The following is a 21732-nucleotide window of genomic DNA, read 5'->3' as shown; positions in this document are numbered from 1 at the left end:
AGTCTGAGATAAAAAAATAAAAGCTTTAAAAACGAACATTCTATCGTAGTCAGTAAATATCAAAGATTCGGCACTTTTCTACTCAATCAAAACCCAATATTTTGCTCACATCATTACATTCACGCTCAATTTTGAGCTTTTCTAGATTCGCACGAGGATATATTTAAAAGCGAATAGAAGAGACACCAAGTCTTTCTATTCGTTAATTAAATAAATGAAATTACTTTTATAGGATATATAAAATGAAATTAAGTAAAAAAGTCGCAGCTCTTTTTGCTGTTACAATGATGTTCGGCGCAACCGCAACTTTCGCTTCTAATAGTTTTTCGTCAGCGAAGGATGTAGTTCTAAGTCATCACTCAGATGTGCATATCCCGCCACGTTAATTAGATGTTAGCCTGGATTTTTCCAGGCTTTTCCCCTCGATAACCAAAATCAGATTGATTGCTAATTTGTTTCAAGATACATGTCCCTGAATCGTTACCAGAGATGTACATACACTTTTATAGGGGCGAAAATTTCAAAAAACTCTTCAACAGTTTCAAATAGTAGTATTATTTTAGTTCACCTGCTTATTGTCTAAAAGTTAACAAAGAACTATTCATTAATTTATTACATAAAAATAGCAAGAAGACTACTAAAGCATTCACTAGTGCCAGCCTTCCAGAAAAGTAAAAACCTTCCCAAATTGAACTTTCCAACTAATGCAATAAAACTTATTCAGATCATACCTTTTCAGCAGGTATTCGTTTAACTTCAGTGTTATGCAGTTATTTGAAATGGAAAAATCGCTGACCATAGAAGTATTAAAGTCTAAATAATGTCTTACGATGGGATAAATAGCCTTGAACAAGGATTCTTTCGCGGAAAACACAATAGTTAACAGTATCTCATAAGGAAAGTTCAAACTTAAAAGTAATTTTTTTTCCTGTAGGTTAATTATTTGTCGACCTATCTTCTCAGCTGTATGTGTTGCGATTATATTTTCAATGTCTATTCCAATAAAGCGCTGATTAGCACGTTCAGTAATGGAACACACAGCAGTATCATCGGTATGAGAAAGAGAACCTATAAGGTGATGAGGCCATATAGGTTCTCTATGGTCGCCTACCATTACTTGTGCGGATGTCTCCCCCATTTGTTGAAATATGATTGAGGCAGTCAAACGGCCAGCTAAAAATTCCGATTGTCTTTTAATTACAGCATCGTGAATATTAACTGGTAATTGGATATTATATTTTGTGTACAAAGTACGGCGATATTTCTGCACGTCAAATATACATTGCGCAAAATGAGTCTGGTGGACGAAATCGAACCAATAAGTTACTTCCCTGATAAACCCTTCAGATGAACGCATATATTTCTTAGTCCGAAGATTTCTCGTACTCATTATTTACTCAAATCAACCATTTTTTAACTAACTTTAGGCATACCTGATTGCGGTGTAATTATATTATTTAACGAATATTGTAAAAGTTCGTAAGCCTCCTGCATCAAGTAAAGAGCTATTTTATCCACATTTCGGTTTTGCCATGAAGCAAATATCGTGTCTTTTACAGCGTCGTTAAATGCTCCCATGGCAGGTCCACAGTGAATCTGAAAGTTTGCAACCTGAGTTTCATCGCCCGACATAGCACTTTTGATAGAATGGGCGAAGTACCAACGAAATATCAATGCCATCTTGTGTTTTGGTGTACACTGAGCTTTTTCGATTTCAAAGCCTTTTCCTACCTTTCTAAAGTATTGACTTGTTTCGTTCCAGACATCATCGATACTTTTCTTAAAGTACAATTTTTCAATACTTTCCCTAACAGTTATAGGGATTTCGTCAATTCCATTATATTGTCGGTACAACTGATACAGCTTGTTTGCTCTAGGAGCAAAAAGTGTTCCTTTATTCAATACCTGTACTTTAGCGCCCAATTCAAACATATCTCCTGCTGGTGCATAAGTAGTATCATATACACTTGCTTGAGAAAGCATCTGCTTGACCTTGTCGGACGTCCCCGACTCTACACTACACTGGTTGATCGAACCTGTTACTATATAATCAGCCCCGAGGATGAAAGCTGCAGCGATACTTTCAGCGGTGCCAATACCTCCAGCAGCGCCCACAAAGATATCTCTAGTATAGTTAAATTGTGCTTTAGCGCTTTCAACCTGTTTTTTGATAACAGGCAATAACGCTGAGATATTTCCACCATCAGTGTGGCCTCCAGAATCAGCTTCGACGGTAATCACATTTGCAGTTGGATTAGTACGGGCTATTTGAACTTCTGATTGTGTCAATCTTCCTTCAGATAAAAGCTGAGAAAGAATCTTTTCAGAAGGAGGGGCTATAAACGATTTTGCAATATCTGGACGAGATATTTTAGCAAAAACAGAATTTGGAATAATGGTATCCCCACTAGGGTCAATATACGCACCATGAAATCGAAATTGCACCACAGCACTTGTAACACTAATAAATCCAGCAGCTTCGACTAAATTGACATTTTCCTTCAAATACAATTCAACTACTTTAACTTCCTGATCGTTGTCATTTGGGAGGTGTAAAAGATTCGCCCCCCACTTAGCATCTTGTCTAGAGTTAGCTTTTATTTTATGAATTGCCACTTTAAGATCCTGTAAAGCAAGCCCCCCAGAACCAAAGAACCCAATCATTCCTGCATTTGCCATTTTGCTCACTATTTCGGTAGAAGATATCCCTCGAAACATCGCTCCAGATACCACATTGTATTTAATACCAAACTTAGCTTTAAAACTTGGACTGCCTAATGCCATAACATTTTTTAGCTGAGCATCTTTATTCAAATGGACTCGGTTGTAGCTATTTTCATAAGACACATCTCCCCTCCCCCTAACCAATTTTTTTTTATCAATTAACAGGCCTTTTTTTGAACGTTCATCCCGAAATTCATTCCATAGTTTCGTCAGCACATCACTATTAGATGTCTCAATCACCTTAGTGATTTGATGGTCGTGTAAAAAGCTCATTGTACCTTTCCAGTTAACTGGAGAGTATATTTGCTTGGTAATGAGTTGAGAAACTTTAGAGGCATCTTCAATAGGCTTAGCTTCGACGTTTGAAATGACGGGCGTATGAGGTTGTTTGAAAGTAAAGAGGTTGAGATAGTTCGAAAATTGTCTTGCAGGCTCCTGCATGAAGCGAGAATGAAATGCAGCACTCACATTTAAGGGAATTGACTTTCCAAGACCCTGCTCTAACAATTGGGCTGAAAGAGCGGCCAATTGAAGTTTGTCACCAGATAATACAATCTGATGAGTACTATTAATATTTGCAATATCTACTCGGTCTAAGCTAAGTTCACATATTAAGCTCTGCAATTTTTTCTTATTGGTGCCAATAATTGCATACATGCCACCACCGTTAGCCTGGCTTAGAAGTTCGCCTCTCTTTATGACTAATTTTAAGCAAGAATTGAAATCTAAAATACCAGCTGCATGCAAAGCGTTATACTCACCTAGTGAGTGGCCAGCATAAAACCTTGGAGTTTCTCCTCGCTCTATTAATTCAGCGTGGGAAAGGGCATTGACCACAAAAATAGCAGGTTGTGTATAACGTGTATCCTTCAACCTATTGTCTGTATCGTTGAGACAAAGATTTTTTATACAATAGCCCAATACACTAGAAGCCTCTTCAGTTAAGCGAGGAAAGCGGGAAAAAAGTGTTTTGCCCATACCTCTTCGTTGAATGCCTTGTCCCGGAAAGACAATTGCTGATTCACTAGAATCTATAGAATGATTTAGGTTAGTTATGTTTCCCATGAAAATTTACCTTCCTGTATAAACCTAGTAATATTATTCAGAACAGTTTCTTTAGACATGACTGTTGTATATTGATCTATGATTTCAGACTCTCTGGTGATGTAGGATTCATTAAAAGAATTAAATAAACTCTTAATTTTGTGAAGGGAGTTGATTTGAAGTCTGCTTATTCGATTGGTCAATTTTCGAGTTGCAAAATTAGGGTTGTCGACAACTTCATCAACCAATTGTTTTGTATATGCTTCTTTTGCACTAATTTGTTGAGTACTTAAAGCGAGTGTTTTGGCATTTTGTAGTCCCATCCGTTTTACTATAAAAGGTGCAATACAATAAGGAACCAAATCCCACAATGCCTCTGGCAATGAAAACTTACTATTGGTTCCAGCAATAACAAAATCACAAGCAGAGATTAAACCAACCCCGCCAGCAGAAACAATACCATTTACTGTCGCAACAATTATGAGACGACTCTGGCAAAGGCGAGATAGTAATTCATAAAACTGCTTACCTTGCTTCTTTATTTCTTCCTCAGACATATTGCTTATTTGGTGTACAATACTAAAGTCCATCCCAATACAAAAAGTATCCCCTTTTGCTGAGATACTCATAACCCGACAAGCTGGGTTTTGCTCTGCTATTGTCAACTCTTCATTTAATCTTTCGATGAATTGACTATTTATACAATTTCGCTGTTTGGTATTATTTAGTAATACTTCTGTTATATTTTTATCAAAACGAACTTCGATTATTTGATCTTCTACCACAAAGAATGCTCTGCTGTATGCCGTACTAAAAAATTAAAACAATGAAAGATAATTTAGCGCTCAAGTTTGAGCGTCAAATCTAGAAAATTCTGGATACAGTATTTATTGGAGAGTTATAACTTATTTACATTAGGTATCCAAACTAGTGCAATTGTCAAAATTTCAAAGCATCAATTATGAAGATCAATACCTTTCCCCTTTACAATGGTTCCATTATTGGGCTAAAACGCAACCTAATAAAATCGCAATTGTTAATGATAATGTATCTATCACATTCTCTGAGATGGACCGTTTGTCTGCTGCATTAAGCACTAAACTCAAAGATAGAGGCTTTCTAAAAGGTGAAAGCCTTTTATTGGCATGCGATAAAAACGTTTATTCAATTGTAGCAATGCTGGCAGCATGGAAAGCTGGGGGATTCTACATACCTATTGATGCATCTACACCGAAAACTCGTTTAAATAGCATTCTACAAATAACGAAAACCCGTTTTGCAATTGTTAATGAAAATCACAATATCGAGGGTTGTATATGTATAGAGCAACATGATATCAAAAAAATGAAGAGCAACATTGATATCAAAGAAGATAGTATGTTACGAGAACATGATGTTGCTTATTGTATTTTTACTTCTGGTTCAACAGGCATTCCCAAAGGTGTAACAATTTTAAATCATAGCCTATGCCATTTTATTACCTGGTGTCGAAGCGCTTTCAATTTAGATGGTAAAGCTAAGGTTCTCAATATCGCAGAATTGTCATTTGATCAATCCGTTATGGATATCGCGTTTTGGCTAGGAGTTGGATGTGAATTACATCTTTACTCGAAACCAAAACACCCGAATGCGATTGCAACTTACGTTAGCTTAAATAAAATTACGGTTATTTCAAGTGTTCCAACAACGTTTGGATTGATATTGGATGAAAGGTTTCAAGTTAAACTCGATGATTTTGTAACAATTTCACATCTATTTATTGGAGGGGCTGCTTGCCCTGCTAAGTATATCAATCAAATAGGGGTAAGAATACCACAAGCTAGAGTTTTCAACATGTATGGACCTACCGAAGTGACTGTTTATTGTATGTTTCATGAATTTTCAAAACACGAATTGACGACGGAAGTAAATGAAATTCCACTTGGAAAGCCGTTACAAAATCACTTTTATCGAACACAAAAAAACGAGGAAGGCGCTGAAGAACTCGTTATCTATGGGCCTCAAGTAATGCATTCATACTGGGGTGACAGCAAAAGAACAGAGAGTGTCAAATTATTTTCTGAGCAAGAAGGTATCTATGGCTATAAAACCGGCGACATAGTTAAAAAAGGACAAAATGACGAGCTTTACTATGTGGGCAGAGCAAATGAAACCATCAAAAGTGGAGGGTACAGAATTGACTTGGGTGATATTGAGATGACGCTAAGCAAGCAATCAGAAATCAGCTTAGCATCGATAGTCTCATTGCCAGATAAATTTTTAGAAAATAGTCTGCATGCATTCATTGTCCCTGCACATAAAGTTAATCTAAAGTTAAGTGATGTCCATGCAATAATACAGTCATCACTGCCTCTATATATGCACCCCAAGAATGTCACTATCTTAGATCAATTACCTCTTAATACATCAGGGAAGGTTGATAAAAAGGCCCTGTTAGCTATGCTACCAAGCAGTAGCGTTTAGCAGTGTTTCTAATTTCTAACCTAGTTTAATGGATCCGCACACTTTTGTAGCGGGTAATAAATCCATAACAAAGATGCGAAAATGACTCAAAGAAGAAAACCGAGAAAGTATACACACTAGCTTAAAGAAAAAAGCCGTTAAAATCCTTCAAAACAATGACATACCATTGCAGAATCGGCTAAATCTTTAGATATTACCACTAAGCGGCTTTATAACTGGAAAAACAAATTAGCTAAACAAGCTGCAGGTGAAGCACTAGGCAAAAATGAAAGAGCTGAACTAGTGATGCTCAAAAAAGAAAATAAGCGCTTACGGATGTAGCGTGAAATCTTAAAAACGACGCCCTCTTTGTAAAAGAAATGAAGTAAAGTTCGAGTACATCCAAGAGCAGTAGTGACGCTTTCCAATTTGTGCGCCACGTGAGGTGTTAAAGATAAGTCGCTCTGCTTATTACGCATAGTTAATAAGACCAGCTAAAATCGTTACAGCCGATGAGCTAATGCTTTTTCGTCATATGAAAAGGATATTTGATGATAGCAGAGGTAATGCTGGTGCTAGAATACTGATGAAGCTGCTACGCAAATAAGGCTTTGATATTGCTCTTTGTCGAATGAAAGCCTTGATGAAAAAGCTTGACTTAATTGTCAAGCAGCGCGTGGCTTATAAAGTCACGGCAATGTGAAAGCATAACCATGCAGTTGCAGATAACTTGCTTAATCTGTGTGATTCATAGAGATCGTTTCAATTTTGCGATCTCTAAATCTCTTCGGTAATTGGATAATTGAACACGCTCATTATGGGCTTGATAAAATTCCTCAACTTCATCTGAAAATGGCGTTTGTTCACTAACTTCAAAATATCTTTCTATCGGTGTTTTTCCATTGTGAGCGCTATGTGGCCGCTCCCAATTGTAATAGTGCTGCCACTCAGCAAGTTGCATGTGAATATCTTTAGAACTCAAATCAACAGTGACATAAAACTCAGCTTTATCAGTTTTTTGTGAGCGTTCAACTTTGCCATTTAAGTGAGGTGATGCTGGCTTATTTGGTCGGAGTTTTATCTTGTATTTCATCAATAATTTTTGCACTTTTTCAGAAAAAACTCTGTTCCTCGGTCAGTCTGAAACCGCTGTATAAGGAATGGCATTTCTTCAATTACAGACTCTACAAAGTGAATGGTATTAGCCGCTGTACGGTTCTTATAGAGCCTTAAAACCCGATAGCGAGTGCAGTCATCAATAGCGGTGTACTGGTATAAGCTAGGAGCAATTTTACAAGTGTCCATTTGAACCCGCTCACCCGGAATTGGTTTTGAATAACGTTTAAAGTCAGGCTTTCTATGGTAAATGACTATTGGCTCAACGTTATTATTTTTAAGTACTTTGTGAATGGTAGCCAGACCCAGTTTGATTTGCTCATTCCTGAGTAGCCCACTTTGAATGCGTCAAGCACCTAGATTTCTTGATTTCCTTAAGGTCAGAATTAGAGACTCAACTTCTGGTGTGGTTTTCTGGTTTGGCGAGTGGTGAGGCCTTTTGCTTAGGCTTTTAAGGCCATCTAAACCGTATTTTTGGAATCTAGGCCACCACTTCCTGAGCATTGGCCTAGATATTCCACAACGAAGGCAAACTAAGCCCGCATTGTTAGTTTCTTGGTTAAGCTTGATCCACTTTAATCGTTGCTGAATGTCATTGTTCATGACAACCAATTATAGAAAGGATCTCTATGAATCACACACTTTAAACTAACCAGGTAACTCGATTTTGAAAGTAGTATTTCAGTTCGACACTTCTATACATCAATTAAGTTATTTGACAAGTGTCGGGAACAGGCGAAGATATCACTTGCCCTGAACTCAGATACTCTTGTAACGGATTAATGTATTTCCTTTCTAACCCATCTTCCAAATGCGCAACCTCCCTTTCTGGAATACCTTCCTGATACCAACACAATCTAGTTTTTGAATTGATCTGTGTAAAAGTTAAATTTAAAATAGAATACTCGCCGTCTTCCCAGTTGTAACAGTCTTTCCAAGCCATAATGAGACGTTCACTTTTCTTAAATTCGATAAAGTACCCCTTTATATAGCCATTGAATAAGGAAGCTTCGCCACCTGGTGATAGGTCTATTTTTACAGGCATACCGGTAAACTTCTCGAACTCCGATGCTTCCGTCAACGCTTTGTATACTGCATCAGAAGATGCATCTATCATGAACTCTTTACTGATTTGAGCCATTGCATTTCCTTTTAATCATTTCTTTACCAAATTTGCGGAACAAAACTATTATCTTTCATTGAGCCTTCCACAAACATTTTACTCCAATTTCCACCACCTTTTTCTTTCGGCAATGTCTCTTTGAAGTAGAGTTCTCTAACTTCAGGGTCAGCTGCATGAATTTGTATTAATGGATAATAAGAATCAATCTTATCCATATGAATCAACCAATGAATCTTATCTGCATTTCCAAAAGCTTCTTCATACAAGAATGCAGTAGCCTCTCCGCGTGCTTTTGTGTTGATAGAATCAACAACATCTCGAGCAAATTGTCTTCCCTCAGAGCGAAACTCATATTTCAATTGCGCTTCTCGATGTATCATTAATCCGGCATTACCACTGTGAATAATATTTTCTAATGGTAAAGTAAACTGGTGAAACGCTGGTGGTAGCCCTGTCAACGGCTTTTGGAACGTCATTTCAGTTCCTGAATCATTCGCACCATACATTCTTCTAAACTGCGGTAACAATGTCTGCGAAGCTAAGGTTCCTGACTCAAATAGTTCACTCCAATCGTTAACAATACCAGAAATCTTATCATTGATAATCGTACGCAGCGGACCACAATTCATATCAATTTGCATAATATCGTAGTAATCCTGAAGAGTCTCCACTTGAAATAATAAATAAATTGTATTTTTAGTACCGAATAATTCTTCAAATACAAATAAAGAAGCTCTACCTTTATAAATGTCATTAATATAATTAGATATCGATTGTAAAACTTTGCGAGTTTCTGAAACTAAGCTTTGTTTCACCAACCCTTTCAATTTTATTACTGCACCAGCGCTTGTTGTTGTCAACGTGTCTTCAGGAGACAATGCAATCTGTTGTTGAGCTCTATAATTTTCTTTCATATTCATTAACTCAAACACTCCCTCAAAAGTCTTTAGTCGGATGTTGAGGGCAAACTAGTAAGTCTTTAATACTACTTTGTTTAAAGTGCCCAAAACCGGCAGTTGAAACTTCACCATCCATTCGAATTCTTTCAACCATCAACGCTTTTAAGCCAACATCCAAAGCACAAAACTCGATGAACTCTTCATAATCTTCATACTTCTCAAAATTTAAGTGCCAATGAATACGATCGACATTACCAAAGTGTTCTTCAAACATGAAGCACGTTACATTGCTAGGGCAATGACTATTTATGTAATCAGCATATTGTCTGCCAAAGAGCCTAGCAGCTGAACGGTGTTTTACTTTTACATCAGCTGAGCGCATCAATACCATGCGAGAATTCGCGGAATGGAATACCTGCGACCGTTGATTCTCGACCTGTTGATTTGCAATTATTTGACTAGAATCAGCATCATGAGGAATGTTGGTTCCGCTGCTTCCCCAACGATGTGGTACTATCACTGTTTCATTAAAAGTCGCTTCAGGGAACATGTTTATCCAACTGGCATATTCTCCCTCGAAATGAGAACGATTACGCATGAATATTTCACCAAATGCAGGATCCTGATTGGCAAGCCGATGGAATCGCATATAATCAGATAATGATTTCAGATGAATAAACCAATATATCCTGTCTTGCTGGCCGTAGGTCTCTTCGTAAATATAACTAGAGATAAACCCCTTTTGAGTTTTATTGGTGTGCTCACACACTTCCAATGCGCACTCTCTTGCTTCATTACGGTAGAGATTCGTTACTTGGCCACTACGCATAATAATTACTCCAGCATTTCCTGAGTTTAAAAGCTCCTCTTTGCTGACACTAGTTTGTTTAGTTGCCGGTGGAAGATAACTCAATAAATCTAGTTTATCTTCGCTCATATTTTCCGTCTTCATCATGTTTCCCTATGCTGTTTAACATATATATTTTCGATTGCACTGACGTCAAATTATTCAGAAGCAGGTCACGATATATATGCAGTTTTTAAACATCATAGAGTCTTTTTTCTGAGTTTGTATGCTCACAATTGAGCATTCCCATTTAGTACCCTTCGCTATATTTTTAGCAAAACGTACTATCTATATCTTACGTAAGGGTTGTTATGCACAGGGAAAGGAAAAGCGTTCTTCTCACGGGAGGAACAAGGGGAATTGGTCGAGCCGTAGCCACATACTTAGCAAAAAATAATTTTGATCTCATCCTCACTTACAGGAACAACGACGAAAGTTTAAGTGAGCTATTAAATGAGTGTAATCTAGCTGGAGCGAATGTTTTTCCTATCAAATGTGATCTAGCTAACTCACACGATGTGGATTCAACAACCGAGACTTTATTAGCAGAAAATAGAATCCCATATGGCATCGTATGTTGTGCAGGCATGAGTTCAGATAGCCTGAGCTTCCAGTTTAATTCAGATAGCGTAAAAAAAATATTTCAAGTGAACCTTTTTTCGACAATGCAGCTTGTTTCAAAACTAATAATGCCAATGAGCCGTATGGACTCAAGTCGCATCATCTTCATAAGCTCTGTCGCTTCAAAGCATGGTAACCGTGGAAATTCGATATACAGTGCAACTAAAGGCGCAATACAAAGTTACATGCGCAGCGTGATCGAAGAGTTTTCCAGAAGAGGTCTAACCATGAACGCTATTTTACCCGGGTTTATAGACACAGAGTTGACTCAGGGGCGAGCAAATTGGGCAGATAGCATGCTAAATCGCATTCCAGTTCAACGATTAGGTAAACCCAATGATATAGCTACATTAGTAGATTTTTTACTATCACCCAACGCAAGCTTCATCAATGGTTCAGAGTTAATTGTTGATGGTGGAATGACCGCAACTCTTGGACTCAACTAACACAAGGCCAGTTTTATAATTATGTTCAGAGAATTCGCCTAATGCCCGCCTTTCAAAAGATTAAAAAGTTTGCACCTATTGAGTCAGATTTTAGTAAGTGGAAAAAACTTGCACAGGAAAAGTCGAAAAATCCAGCTTTTAGTGAATCAGGGAATGTCACTGAAGACGGAATAAAAATTAAGCCACTATATACACAAAACGATGTGGCCGGTTTACCCCATCAAAATTCAATGCCAGGTCTGGCTCCTTACATAAGGGGCCCTTATCCAACGATGTATTGTAATAGGCCATGGACCATAAGACAGTATGCGGGTTTTTCTACAGCAGAAAAATCAAACCAATTCTATAAAACACTTTTAAAAGAAGGCGCACAAGGTATCTCAGTTGCTTTTGATTTGGCTACTCATAGAGGGTACGACTCTGACCATGAGCGAGTAATCGGCGACGTTGGTAAAGCTGGCGTTGCAATTGATAGTGTAGAAGACATGAAAGTTCTGTTTTCAGGTATTCCTTTGAACGAAGTCAGTGTATCGATGACTATGAATGGTGCGGTACTTCCAATATTGGCAGCTTATATTGTAGCAGCAATTGAACAAGGTGCAGATCTTCAGGAACTTCGAGGAACAATTCAAAATGACATTCTAAAAGAGTTCATGGTAAGGAATACATTTATTTACCCTCCAAAAGAGTCAATGAAAATCATTGGTGATGTTATTGTGTTTCTCTCACAAAACATGCCCAAGTTTAATTCGATTTCGATTTCGGGTTACCATATGCAGGAGGCGGGTGCATCACCAGCAATGGAGTTGGCATATACGCTTGCAGATGGTAAAGAGTATATTGAGACAGCCTTAGAATCAGGATTGACCATTGACGAATTTGCACCTAGGCTTTCCTTTTTCTTTGGAGTAGGCATGGACTTCTATTCTGAAATAGCCAAGTTGAGAGCCGCTAGATTACTTTGGTCTGAAATAATTAGAGGTTTTGGCGCCAAAGATGAAAAATCGTACTTACTTAGAATGCATTGTCAGACCTCTGGCTGGACATTGACCGAAAAAGAGCCACTAAACAATATTGTAAGAACAACAATTGAATCAATAGCGGCAGTCTTTGGTGGAACTCAATCTTTACATACAAACTCATATGATGAAGCTGTCTCTCTTCCAACTATAGATGCAGCTAAAATCGCTAAAAATACACAACTGATATTACAAGAAGAAACCGGAATTTGCAGCACTATTGATCCTTGGGGAGGATCTTACTTTATGGAAAGCTTAACAAATGACATAGCTAATAAGGCTAGAGAGTTAATTCGCGAAGTTGAAGTTTCAGGAGGTATGACTGAGGCTGTTGAAAAAGGAATAACAAAAAAACAAATAGAGCAAAGAGCTGCGATCACACAAGCAAAAATCGATAGTGGAGAAAAGGTAATAATCGGTGTCAATAAATACCGCACTGATAAAGAAACTCCACTAGAAACATTAAACATAAATACAGATCAAGTCAGATCTAATCAAATTGATAGATTGACTTATATAAAAAGAAATAGAGATAAAAACAAACTCAAATGTGCATTGCAAAAGCTGAAACATTGCGCCAAAACAGGGCACGGAAATTTACTTGCCATCAGTATAGAAGCTATGAGGTGCAGAGCAACAGTTGGGGAAGTATCAGAAACACTAGCAAAAGTTTGGGGGAGATACAGCCCCAATTATAATGAAACAGCCAATACTTACCAAAATGTTTATCAAAAGAATGATGATTTACAGGAGGTCCTGTTATGTGTTAAAAAATTCACAGAAAGAAAATCGAAAAAGCCAACCATTTTAGTAAGTAAGTTGGGGCAAGACGGTCATGACAGGGGAGCAAAAGTCGTTGCTTCAGCTTTTTCAGACTTCGGATTTGTCGTCACACTTTCCCCTTTATTCAGTACTCCAAAGGAAGTAGTTGATCAAGCTATAGCAGAGAATGTAGATATTATTGGCATTTCATCACTCGCGGGAAGTCACCTTAAATTAGTTTCATTGTTACTGGAAGAAATCAATAAGCACGAAAATTTGAATATTACTATCTGCCTTGGTGGTGTCATTCCATCGCAAGATTATAAAAAATTAGCATCCCTTGGCGTTAACCATATTTTCGGTCCTAATACCCACTTGCCAACTGCGGCAATAAAACTAATTCAGTCATTAAACAAACCTAAGTAATAAGGGAATTTTTAACACCTACAGAAAAGTTCTGTTAACGCTAATTATATATATTTAATAAACACATAAAATTATTCAGCTTAATAGAAATTAAATTATTTACAAGACATATAAATGGACAAAATGACATGGAAAACATAGCAGTTTTTGATCAAAATAATAAAAATGTAAAACTACTAAACGATTTATTTGAGGGGTTTCAGCAAACCCTTGTTCTTGATAAAGACTCTTCTATACACATAGATGACAAACACGATTCCGTATATAAAGTAGAAGAAGGGTTTGTAAAAATTGTCAGGTACACATTCAGTGGAAAACGATGTGTACTGGGTATTCATTACTCCGGAAGTATCTTATGTGAATTCAGTCTATCTAACTCTAATTGTTGTTATTACTTAGAAACTGATACTAAAACCAAACTTAAACGTGTAAGTACGGAGCGGTTTATTGAAACACTTGATTCTTCTGAGCTCAGACATGCTTATATACGCTACATGGCAACTTTAATCTCTGAGAAAAATGATAAAATCACCAGTTTTATTACCAGTAGTAGTGAAGAGAGATTATTATTTTTCTTACTTAAAATAGCAGAGAAATACGGCGAGTTCAGTGAGCAACAATTGACTATAAGAACTAAGTTGCTTATTCAAGATCTCTCCGACTATGTTGGGACAACAAGATCTCGAATAGGGTTTTTCATTAAAAAGTTATCTAATTCGGGACTATTGAAACATCGCTCAGACGGTTCTATTTCGATTAAACTGCCTGAATTATATGAGTACCTCAAAGTCAACGAAAACATATATCCTGACTTTTTTGAAAAAGTAAGACATGAAAGCATAGAAATATGATCATCGATTCATTTCTTATGGTAGTGCCTAGAAATCTGTGTCATTTCAGTAATATTAATAAAACAAGAGTGACACATGAATTTGCAAGCTAACTTGCTTAAGAGAATGAGTCAATAAAAATAGAATTACATACTCACCAGAAGTACGTGAAGGTGTAATACACATGGCTTTTGCATTTAAAAATAAGCATTCGTCTCATTGGACAGCCATTCAGTCCATCTCTAGAAAAGTTAGTTCGCACTTGAGAGCTCGGCCTTCAAAGCATTAATATAGGTTTACCCGGTATCACGACGATACCATATGACCAACCCAGTTAAGCTCTTAAGTTATGTGAATCAAGACTTTACTTGTCAAAGCCTAGTCAGCTTTGGGTGGTCGATATTACCTACTTTGCGACATGGCCAAGCTTCATCTATGTGGCGTTGTTACTCAATGTTTATTCACGAAAAACTATTGACTGTAGGGACATAAAATTAATGAAAGATTCAGCTTATACTTAGTGCTTTAAAGCAAGCATTTTGGGCAAGAGCCAAGCCTAAAAGCCCTATTCATTACATTTTTAACGCTAGTCAATATGACTCAATACGCTATACCGAAATACTTAGCAATGCTAGTTTTACAACCTCAGCTGACAGCGCTGTCGACTCATACGATAACGTTCTAACTAAGTCGATTAATAGCTTGTAAAAAAAGGTAGTCATTCACAAAAATTAGGCTTAAGCGAGTTAAACTAGCGATATTAGATTAGGTTGATTGGTTTAACAATAAACGACTCTTAAATTCAGTTGGTGATATTCTACCAGAAAGATATGAAGAAAATCATTATAGAGTGTTGCCATATGCTCGGACAACATAAATCACGCAAATCCAGTTTTGAGTTTATCAGCGCGATTAACTTTGGCTTAACCAGTGAACAAGTCAATCGTTAAGTGCCGTCACTTCCATCAAAAACAAAGAACATAGTGCAATGAATTTTGATGATCTGGCAAGTATTGGTCAACATATACTTAGTTAAGTTCCGATGGTAGTAAAGTATATCATGTCACCCTGTAAATAAGTCTCCAAAGTCGATAAATTACTTTTATTCATCAATCAGGTAAGGAAATTATTACACTATGTGGATTAAGCCAGGTGAATTGTTACAAAGCTTTATCTTTCGAAAGTCATTACTATTAAATGAACTCAACAAAAGCATAATTGTAGAGTTGTTAATAAACAAAAAGTTTTGCTGGAGATTCAACTTTGGCTTAACGGAAAGTACATTTCTGCACTTTCAAACGTATGATATGACAGAGCTACTTACATTAGTCGAAGAACATTCTATACTAAAGTTTTTTAAACTAGTCAATACACCCGATATTTTTCTAAAAAAAGCATCGAATATATTTAATAACACTGATAAATACATCACTATAGAAATGCCGAAGACATTGGCATTTCTTAATCTAGAAATCCAATTTTGCCCTATTTGCTTTAAAGAACAAATAAACACTGATGGATTTACCTGGTTTAAGTTAAGTTGGTGCCATCACGATGTCTGTGAAGTGCATCATATCAGCCTGTTTAAACATGGATGTCACTGCGATTCAAACAAACTAAATAATTATCAAAAATTAAAGTCTATCGTAACTGGAACTTGTAATGTGTGCGGTTTTGATATTTGGAATAAACCGGTAACAACACAAAAAGTAATTAATAATTGTCATCTTGATTTCAATTACTATGTTACGCCATGCTATTACTGGTCATTTAACGAATACCTAGAGTTGATCAGACGAGAGCTACATAAGGCCCGCTTATCAGTGGAATTCAAAAAAAACGTTGAGGATAAGTTACATAGTAAAGCCGCGATAAAAGCAATGAAAACATTATATACTCCAAATAATTTTAACTTTCCACCAAATAGGATTCGAAGTTTATTACCCCATTTAGAGAACTTTCCTGAAACGCACTACAGAAATGGGAGACGTATTCCAATTACAATTTTAGAGTGGTGTCATAGATATGTATACTTTAAAGAAAACTTTTCCTTAGAATGGAAAGCTTTCAGGAAAAGTAAAATTGAAGCTCTAAACTGGCCTTTCCAACAACCTAATCAAGGCATTAAAAGAAAAGTATTTGTCGATAAAAACAGAGAATGCGATAAATGCAAGATACCTAAGAATGAATGTATCAAAAAATTTGAGTAGCATAGTAGAATAACTCATCATTAAAATGCAAAGATCATTATTACAACAAGTGCAAACTACATTATGATAGTACAAGAGGTTCACAACAAATTAAATTTGACTTAAAGTGAACAGAACTACTGATTGGCTGTGCAAACGCATAACAGCCTCTAAAAAGGACATTTATGCAAATGCTACAAAAATACGCGGTTTACGTTATCAGTGTATTAACGACACTATTTTTAACCTCGTGTAACCAAAGCAACGACGCAGAAAACTGGAATAAAACGGTTCAAAAAGTCTCTTCTGGTGTCGTTAGTATTCAAACAGATATACCTGTAGCATTCGATGGTAAGTCGAATCGAAGTAGCTATGCCACCGGATTTATTGTCGATGCTAAAAACGGCATTATTTTAACCAATAGGCATGTGATTAACCCGGGGCCAGTCACCGCCAAAGCGATTTTAGTGAATAACGAAGAAATTGACTTAACGCCACTTTATTTCGACCCCGTTCACGATTTTGGCTTCTTTAAGTATGACCCTAGTCAAATTAAACACCTCACTCCTCATCAATTTACCCTGAGCGACTCAGACCCAGAAGTGGGTGAAGCAATTCGCATTATAGGTAATGACGCTGGCCAAAAAATATCTATTTTAGATGGGACTATCTCGCGTTTAGATCGCGATGCGCCGAACTATGGCAAAGGTAAATACAATGACTTTAATACCTTCTACATCCAAGCGGCGACATCTTCTACCGGTGGCTCATCTGGCTCTCCGGTCATCAATATAAAAGGCGAAGCCGTCGCTCTAAATGCAGGCAGCCGTTCTAAGTCAGCAACCGCGTTTTACTTACCACTAGAACAAATAAAAATTGCCTTGGTTCAATTACAAAACCAGCAAGCGATTCCTCGTGGAACCATAAAAACTACCTTTCAATCAACCTCATATACTGAACTAACTCGCTTGGGGTTAACGTCTGAGCTCGAACAACGCTATCGAGAGCAATATCCTGACTTGAAAGGTTTACTTGTTGTCAGGCATATCATCCCTCAGAGCAACGCTGACGAAAAACTCAAAGTGGGTGATATTCTACTGAGTATAAACCAGCAAAATGTTATTAATTTTTCACAACTCGAACACAACCTAAACGTTAACGTTGGACAAAACATTGAAGTAACTGTGATCAGACAAAATGAGCAACACTCGTTCAATATTGCAGTTGATGATTTACAAACGCTCAGCCCACAGTCAATCGTGCGATTTGACGGTAGTACTTTTCACACTTTGTCATATCAACAGGCGCGTCACTTTAACAAACCCATACAAGGGGTTTACGTTGCAAGATCCAGCAGTTCATTTAGCAAAGCGGGGGTACCAAGTCACGGCGTGATTACTGAATTCAATGGCGTTAAAGTGAATACCGTTGAAGAATTTAACCAGCAACTAAAAAACATAAAAAGCACGCGTAAAGTCAATTTGCGCTACTTTGATTTTTCTACACCAAATACGACCAACTACGCCCTTGTCGAAATAAATCGACAATGGTTTGAGCACAGCTATTGCGAAAAAACTGCAGACCAAAGCTACTGGCCTTGTCAAAAATTTAAAGCCCAAGCGAGCCTGACACAAACAAGTGAAAGTTCAACGACAAACTTCACTCCTGTCGATAGCGAAAATATTGAAAATGCCTTGGTTAACGTGTCATTTTCTAGTCCATATTCAGTCCAAGGGCGTAATGGTGACAAAAATCACTATGGCACAGGTGTTATCGTAGATATCGAAAAAGGCTGGGTTGTCGTGGCTCGCACCGTAGTATTTAGCATGCTAGGCGATGTCAAAATCACCTTTAACAATCGCTATGAAATCAATGGGAAAGTCGAATACATACACCCATTACACAACCTTGCTTTAGTTTCCTATACACCTTCAGATTTAGCCAATGCCAAGGTCTCGCAAGCCACCTTCAGTGATAAAGCAATGAGACGAGGTGACCCTATTTTACAAGTTGGCCTCAACTACGACGGCGTTGTTGAATACAGAGAAACCATTGTTAATAACACCGAAGAACTTTGGCTATACAATTACAAAGTGCCACAGTTTATTGACAAAAACATTAAAGGTACTTCTTTAGTTAACCCAAATAGTGCTATAGACGGGGTGCTTGTGAATACCGCCAATGAAGTTGCTGGTTTATGGATTGTCTTTGACGCCAGTAATTCCGAAGGTAACGAGCAAAATAACGCTATTTCTGGCTTGTCAGCTCAGTACGTAACAGAGCTGCTTGATACTTTTGCCAACCAGAAAACAACCTATTCTTTGGATATTAACTTAACCATGATTCCGCCGGTTAATGCCGTACAAATGGGACTAAGTGAACAGTGGATTAACAAGATTGTTCAACCGGGCACAGATGCCAATAAGCTCTTGGCAATTTACAACGTTTCGACAAGCTCTAAAAGCGCTATCCACTTAAAACGAGGCGACCTATTGCTTGCCATCAATGACATCCCCGTGTCGACCTTCAAACAAGTAGAGTCACTTAGCCAACAGCCAAGCGTTAAAGTCACTTATTTTAGCGAGGGGCAAATAAAAGAGGCTGATATTGAGACAACGGCCCTACATGGCGTCGATATTGAACAAGTCATTTATTGGTCTGGTTTATACCTACACGCGCCTCATCGAGCCGCACAACTGCAAGGTAATGTTAGTTCAGAAGGCGTGTATGTTGCCAGCTATACCTATGGCTCTCCGGCAACTCGCTATGGCATTTATGCAATGCAACGCATTGTTGAAATAGATGGTAAAGAAATAACTACCACCCAAGACTTTATCGAGGCGGTTAAAGGCAAGAAACATCAAGAGTCAGTGTTGATAAAAACCATAAGCTTCAACAACACGCCAACAGTGACAACGTTAAAGGTAGACAATCACTATTGGCCATTTTTTGAAATGAAATACAACAATGGTACTTGGGAAAAAATAGATCACACACTGAGAAACCCAATAAATTAGACATCATCACGCTGCCTCAAGTCAGGTTATTTTGATTTGAGGTAGTTCAAAACACTCTCCCAGTCAGGATACTCAGTTGAGCCAAACTGTATTAATTCGCCCTGAAAACAATCCTGACCATGACCATGAGTTCGGTCATCAATTAAGACATCGCCGCAAAGTAGGCTTTTGTCTGGGCTGATAATCAGTCGTTCAACAAACGCTAAACCCAAGTGCTTCTCTACCCAAATACGTTTTTCGGTATAGCATAAAGGGTTTAATATTGAAGGTGCTGTAAGAATGTAAGGGGTGAATTTTTCAGAACTCAGTAAGTCGATAAGTGCTTCAATTGCCCCTGTCAGAGGTGTTAAGTTAGCGTAAAAACCATATTGAGATTGCGGATAAGTGATCTCTGGATTAACGCTAAGTGCGCTATCAAACGCCCCAGAGAAATCACACAAAACATCATCCATATCAATATATACAATCATAAATTAGCCACTACATACTCAAGTTTCGTTCAAAGTGGGCAATATCAACATCAGGCTTAACTTTATACACCTGGGCTAAACGACCTCCTGATTTCACTTTTTCATCAAGAGCTTCAAACATTTCTGATGCATCTATCCTGCGGATTAAGCTCTTGCGCTGAATCTCTTTGCCAATAATCACTTCGATCACAGACTTGAGCTGTGCAATAGTAAATAGCTCAGGCAAACAATAAACGGGCACCATTGAATACAGCGCTTTTTGTTGTAAACGATGTTGTGCTTGCTCAATAATAAAACGGTGATCGAAAGCAACGGCAAGGTCATCTAATTCTTCAAGATCAACCCACTTTGCATCATCCACAGTATCAATGTGACAGCTAACCTCTTGCTCAGCGACTAGTGCGTAGTAAACCAACGTAACGCTAAATCCTCTGGGGTCTCTGTAAGCGCTAGAAAAAGCTTGTAACTGCTCTAAATACTGTGGTGCAACACTGGTTTTTTCCTTGAGTTTTCTCAATGCTGTCTCATCTGTTGATTGGTCTATATCAACGTCAACAAAACCTCCCGGCAAACCCCATTGATGAATAAAAGGTTCATTTGCCCTTCTTACCATCAACACCTGAAGCCGCCCTTCTTTTACAGTGAATAACACACTATCAACAGTGAATAGTGGATTTTTGAAATCATTAATATTGTATGGCTTAGTCATGCTGCTCAACTCAATTATGTCTATAAGACACAATATAGAAATATGCGAAAAATTGCAATTGCTCAGCTTGTTAACACCACTAAAAATGGCAATAAACAGGAAAGTGTCATAAAGACACAAATTTGTATTGCATAAATATTATCACCCTGCTAAATTAAATAATGTCATAGGGACACAAACAATAAAGAGAGCATCATGAAAATATTTAGTCACAACTCTGCAGGTAAAAAAACAATTGTTAACTATGAGAGCTTTAGTTTTTCAGGTGGTGAAGAGCACATTCGCTTTGCTCTCGAAGATTTGGCGAACTGCAAAAAAATAGAAATTATTGAACGCTTAACCAACTCGAGCAAAATTGTTCGACTCATGATGGCCGTTGATGCACTAAACAGACTATTCAATGACAGCGTTCCTATTGAATTAATCGCGCCCTATTTTCCATATGCTCGACAAGATCGTGTTTGTGTCACGGGTGAAGCATTAAGCGCTGCAGTTATGGCAAACATAATCAATAGCCTGAATTTTGCCAAAGTAACAATTTGGGATGCTCACAGCGATGTAACACCAGCACTGTTAAACCGAGTAACTAATATCCCTCAACTAGAGTTGCTTAAAAAAAATCAAGAGCTCACGACTAAGCTCCGCAGCGGTGAACTAACGCTAATTGCACCTGATGCGGGAGCAAGTAAAAAAACGTTAAAAATTGCGGAACAATTTGGCAGCGAAGTTATACAGGCGCAGAAACTAAGAGACTTGCGTACAGGTGCTATCGTCAAAACAGAAATTATTGGTAACGTTACGGGCAAGAACCTAATCATAGCCGACGATATTTGTGACGGTGGCAGAACTTTTATTGAGTTAGCCAAAGTATTAAAGGCCCAAGGCGCAAACGAAATATCACTATTTGTTACCCACGGTATTTTTTCGCAAGGTTTAGAAGTATTTGAAGGCTTAATCGACCACATATATACCACCGACTCATTTAGAGCAGCCAACGAGTTTCAAACGACTCAAAAAGTAACACTTAACATTATTGAAGGGTAAGGAG

General features: G+C 37.7%; 16 protein-coding genes and 1 pseudogene. 8 read left to right on the top strand and 9 right to left on the bottom strand.

The window, feature by feature from the left end; translation table 11 throughout:
* Positions 1 to 242: 242 nt before the first annotated feature.
* Positions 243 to 386: a hypothetical protein gene (locus J7384_RS05530; protein ID WP_209111915.1), complete on the top strand. Its 144-nt coding sequence runs from the start codon at positions 243 to 245 to the stop codon at positions 384 to 386.
* Positions 387 to 649: 263 nt separating this feature from the next.
* Here J7384_RS05530 and J7384_RS05525 read toward each other — a convergent pair whose 3' ends face one another.
* From J7384_RS05525 to J7384_RS05515, 3 genes are read right to left on the bottom strand one after another with little or no spacing between them, the layout of a single operon-like run.
* Positions 650 to 1357: a 4'-phosphopantetheinyl transferase superfamily protein gene (locus tag J7384_RS05525; protein WP_209111913.1), complete on the bottom strand. Its 708-nt coding sequence runs from the start codon at positions 1355 to 1357 to the stop codon at positions 650 to 652.
* 56 nt (positions 1358 to 1413) lie between these two features.
* Entirely contained in the window at positions 1414 to 3789 is a 2376-nt protein-coding gene (fabD, locus tag J7384_RS05520; protein WP_209111911.1) for an ACP S-malonyltransferase, read from the bottom strand.
* The gene (locus J7384_RS05515; RefSeq protein WP_209111909.1) at positions 3777 to 4553 is read right to left on the bottom strand and encodes an enoyl-CoA hydratase-related protein; all 777 of its coding nucleotides are present in this window, start codon (positions 4551 to 4553) and stop codon (positions 3777 to 3779) included. The genes fabD and J7384_RS05515 overlap by 13 nt, the downstream gene beginning before the upstream one ends.
* A gap of 145 nt (positions 4554 to 4698) precedes the next feature.
* Between J7384_RS05515 and J7384_RS05510 the strand changes: the two genes are divergently transcribed.
* Positions 4699 to 6231, top strand: a complete 1533-nt coding sequence (locus J7384_RS05510) for an AMP-binding protein (protein WP_209111907.1) — start codon at positions 4699 to 4701, stop codon at positions 6229 to 6231.
* A gap of 727 nt (positions 6232 to 6958) precedes the next feature.
* On the opposite strand, the pseudogene J7384_RS05505 reads toward J7384_RS05510, so the two are convergent.
* The 4 genes and pseudogenes from J7384_RS05505 to J7384_RS05490 all read right to left on the bottom strand — a co-directional run bounded on the left by J7384_RS05505 (position 6959) and on the right by J7384_RS05490 (position 10285).
* Positions 6959 to 7929 (bottom strand): annotated as a pseudogene (locus tag J7384_RS05505) (IS481 family transposase).
* Positions 7930 to 8032: 103 nt separating this feature from the next.
* Complete coding sequence (locus J7384_RS05500) at positions 8033 to 8467, bottom strand: SRPBCC domain-containing protein (RefSeq protein ID WP_209111905.1); 435 nt, start codon at positions 8465 to 8467, stop codon at positions 8033 to 8035.
* Between the two features lie 23 nt (positions 8468 to 8490).
* Positions 8491 to 9369 (bottom strand): DUF6039 family protein, encoded by an 879-nt coding sequence (locus J7384_RS05495; RefSeq protein WP_209111904.1) that lies wholly within the window; start codon positions 9367 to 9369, stop codon positions 8491 to 8493.
* 16 nt (positions 9370 to 9385) lie between these two features.
* On the bottom strand, positions 9386 to 10285 hold the full coding sequence (locus J7384_RS05490) for a DUF6039 family protein (RefSeq protein WP_209111902.1): 900 nt from the start codon (positions 10283 to 10285) through the stop codon (positions 9386 to 9388).
* A 221-nt stretch (positions 10286 to 10506) separates the two neighbouring features.
* Here J7384_RS05490 and J7384_RS05485 point away from each other — a divergent pair, with 221 nt between their 5' ends.
* The 5 genes from J7384_RS05485 to J7384_RS05465 all read left to right on the top strand — a co-directional run bounded on the left by J7384_RS05485 (position 10507) and on the right by J7384_RS05465 (position 19505).
* Entirely contained in the window at positions 10507 to 11262 is a 756-nt protein-coding gene (locus J7384_RS05485; protein WP_209111900.1) for an SDR family NAD(P)-dependent oxidoreductase, read from the top strand.
* A 41-nt stretch (positions 11263 to 11303) separates the two neighbouring features.
* Positions 11304 to 13469, top strand: coding sequence for a methylmalonyl-CoA mutase (gene scpA, locus J7384_RS05480; RefSeq protein WP_209111898.1), 2166 nt, complete (start codon positions 11304 to 11306; stop codon positions 13467 to 13469).
* Between the two features lie 128 nt (positions 13470 to 13597).
* The gene (locus tag J7384_RS05475) at positions 13598 to 14320 is read left to right on the top strand and encodes a Crp/Fnr family transcriptional regulator (RefSeq protein WP_209111897.1); all 723 of its coding nucleotides are present in this window, start codon (positions 13598 to 13600) and stop codon (positions 14318 to 14320) included.
* Positions 14321 to 15435: 1115 nt separating this feature from the next.
* Positions 15436 to 16509, top strand: coding sequence for a hypothetical protein (locus J7384_RS05470; protein WP_209111895.1), 1074 nt, complete (start codon positions 15436 to 15438; stop codon positions 16507 to 16509).
* Between the two features lie 164 nt (positions 16510 to 16673).
* Positions 16674 to 19505 (top strand): trypsin-like peptidase domain-containing protein, encoded by a 2832-nt coding sequence (locus J7384_RS05465; protein WP_209111894.1) that lies wholly within the window; start codon positions 16674 to 16676, stop codon positions 19503 to 19505.
* A 26-nt stretch (positions 19506 to 19531) separates the two neighbouring features.
* Here J7384_RS05465 and J7384_RS05460 read toward each other — a convergent pair whose 3' ends face one another.
* Positions 19532 to 19975: a hypothetical protein gene (locus J7384_RS05460; RefSeq protein ID WP_209111892.1), complete on the bottom strand. Its 444-nt coding sequence runs from the start codon at positions 19973 to 19975 to the stop codon at positions 19532 to 19534.
* Between the two features lie 10 nt (positions 19976 to 19985).
* Positions 19986 to 20684 (bottom strand): NUDIX domain-containing protein, encoded by a 699-nt coding sequence (locus tag J7384_RS05455; protein ID WP_209111890.1) that lies wholly within the window; start codon positions 20682 to 20684, stop codon positions 19986 to 19988.
* Between the two features lie 195 nt (positions 20685 to 20879).
* Between J7384_RS05455 and prs the strand changes: the two genes are divergently transcribed.
* The gene (gene prs / locus J7384_RS05450; protein WP_209111888.1) at positions 20880 to 21728 is read left to right on the top strand and encodes a ribose-phosphate diphosphokinase; all 849 of its coding nucleotides are present in this window, start codon (positions 20880 to 20882) and stop codon (positions 21726 to 21728) included.
* Positions 21729 to 21732: the final 4 nt, after the last annotated feature.

Origin of the sequence: Endozoicomonas sp. G2_1 (genome assembly GCF_017744155.1) — a bacterium.
Lineage (GTDB): Bacteria > Pseudomonadota > Gammaproteobacteria > Enterobacterales > Alteromonadaceae > JAGHQT01.
Note: the sequence above shows the minus strand (reverse complement) of the source record. Positions and strands in the feature narration are given on the sequence as shown.

Bases quoted from the DNA above. Each gene is read 5' to 3' on its own strand.
- J7384_RS05500 (WP_209111905.1), bottom strand. From the start codon at position 8,467: ATGGCTCAAATCAGTAAAGAGTTCATGATAGATGCATCTTCTGATGCA.
- J7384_RS05455 (WP_209111890.1), bottom strand. From the start codon at position 20,684: ATGACTAAGCCATACAATATTAATGATTTCAAAAATCCACTATTCACT.
- J7384_RS05485 (WP_209111900.1), top strand. From the start codon at position 10,507: ATGCACAGGGAAAGGAAAAGCGTTCTTCTCACGGGAGGAACAAGGGGA.
- J7384_RS05470 (WP_209111895.1), top strand. From the start codon at position 15,436: ATGTGGATTAAGCCAGGTGAATTGTTACAAAGCTTTATCTTTCGAAAG.
- J7384_RS05475 (WP_209111897.1), top strand. From the start codon at position 13,598: ATGGAAAACATAGCAGTTTTTGATCAAAATAATAAAAATGTAAAACTA.
- J7384_RS05530 (WP_209111915.1), top strand. From the start codon at position 243: ATGAAATTAAGTAAAAAAGTCGCAGCTCTTTTTGCTGTTACAATGATG.
- prs (WP_209111888.1), top strand. From the start codon at position 20,880: ATGAAAATATTTAGTCACAACTCTGCAGGTAAAAAAACAATTGTTAAC.
- J7384_RS05490 (WP_209111902.1), bottom strand. From the start codon at position 10,285: ATGAGCGAAGATAAACTAGATTTATTGAGTTATCTTCCACCGGCAACT.
- J7384_RS05460 (WP_209111892.1), bottom strand. From the start codon at position 19,975: ATGATTGTATATATTGATATGGATGATGTTTTGTGTGATTTCTCTGGG.
- scpA (WP_209111898.1), top strand. From the start codon at position 11,304: ATGCCCGCCTTTCAAAAGATTAAAAAGTTTGCACCTATTGAGTCAGAT.
- J7384_RS05525 (WP_209111913.1), bottom strand. From the start codon at position 1,357: ATGCGTTCATCTGAAGGGTTTATCAGGGAAGTAACTTATTGGTTCGAT.
- J7384_RS05465 (WP_209111894.1), top strand. From the start codon at position 16,674: ATGCAAATGCTACAAAAATACGCGGTTTACGTTATCAGTGTATTAACG.
- J7384_RS05495 (WP_209111904.1), bottom strand. From the start codon at position 9,369: ATGAATATGAAAGAAAATTATAGAGCTCAACAACAGATTGCATTGTCT.
- fabD (WP_209111911.1), bottom strand. From the start codon at position 3,789: ATGGGAAACATAACTAACCTAAATCATTCTATAGATTCTAGTGAATCA.